This window comes from Polaromonas sp. P3_C2 (genome assembly GCF_056402675.1).
Genome location: NZ_JBFUGX010001055.1, coordinates 1 through 944, shown reverse-complemented (window position 1 = coordinate 944; position 944 = coordinate 1). Strand labels below are relative to the sequence as shown.

Genomic DNA, 944 nt, shown 5'->3' with positions numbered 1-944 from the left:
AGGTGGCGGTTTGTGTTCCTGCGCCTTACCTGGCACAGATTCAGCTATTGCGGGCTGCTAAACCCGGCCTGTCTGCCATTGAACTGGGCGCACAGGATGTGTCCGTTCATGCCAGTGGCGCCTATACGGGTGAAGTCAGTGCCGCCATGCTCAAGGAGTTTGGTTGCCGTTTCGCTATCGTTGGTCACTCGGAGCGGCGCCAGCATCACGGCGAGACTGATGCGACGGTCGCCGACAAGGCAAAATCTGCACTGGCCTGCGGTGTTACCCCCATCGTTTGTGTTGGCGAAACGCTGGCCGAGCGTGAGGCAGGCCATACCGAAGAAGTCGTGAAGCGGCAGCTCGCGGCGGTGATCCACACCAATGGCCACTGCATCAGCGAAATCGTGGTGGCCTACGAACCGGTATGGGCGATTGGTACCGGCAAGACAGCGACTCCGCAAGAGGCGCAGGCTGTGCACCTGGTGCTGCGCAACCAATTGAAGGCGGCTACAGATCAGTTTGCCCGCGTGAAAATTCTGTATGGCGGCAGCATGAACGCGGCCAACGCGGCAACGCTGCTGGCCCAGCCCGATATCGACGGTGGCCTGATTGGCGGTGCGTCGCTCAAAGCCCCCGATTTTTTGACAATTATTGCTGCAGCCCGCAACTGACAGGCGCAGAACGCTATTAATTTAGGAGTAGATATGAACGTTGTATTAACCATTGTCCTCGCTGTGCAGATGCTTTCGGCGCTCGGCATGATTGGCCTGATCCTGGTGCAACACGGCAAGGGCGCAGACATGGGCGCGGCGTTTGGCAGTGGCGGTTCGGGCAGCCTTTTTGGCGCCAGCGGCAGTGCTAATTTCCTGTCACGCACTACCGGCGTTCTCGCCGCGTTGTTTTTTGCCTGCACCTTGCTGCTTGCTTACTTTGGCAATGCTCCTGCGCGCACAAGCTCCAGC

Annotated in this window: 2 protein-coding genes; both read left to right on the top strand. The window is 58.9% G+C overall.

Annotated elements, in window-relative coordinates:
* Positions 1-653 (top strand): triose-phosphate isomerase (gene tpiA, locus AC1DWI_RS24525; protein ID WP_477726095.1); only part of this gene is annotated, 653 nt, incomplete at its 5' end.
* A gap of 33 nt (positions 654-686) precedes the next feature.
* On the top strand, positions 687-944 hold a 258-nt coding region (secG, locus tag AC1DWI_RS24520), incomplete at its 3' end, for a preprotein translocase subunit SecG (RefSeq protein WP_477726094.1).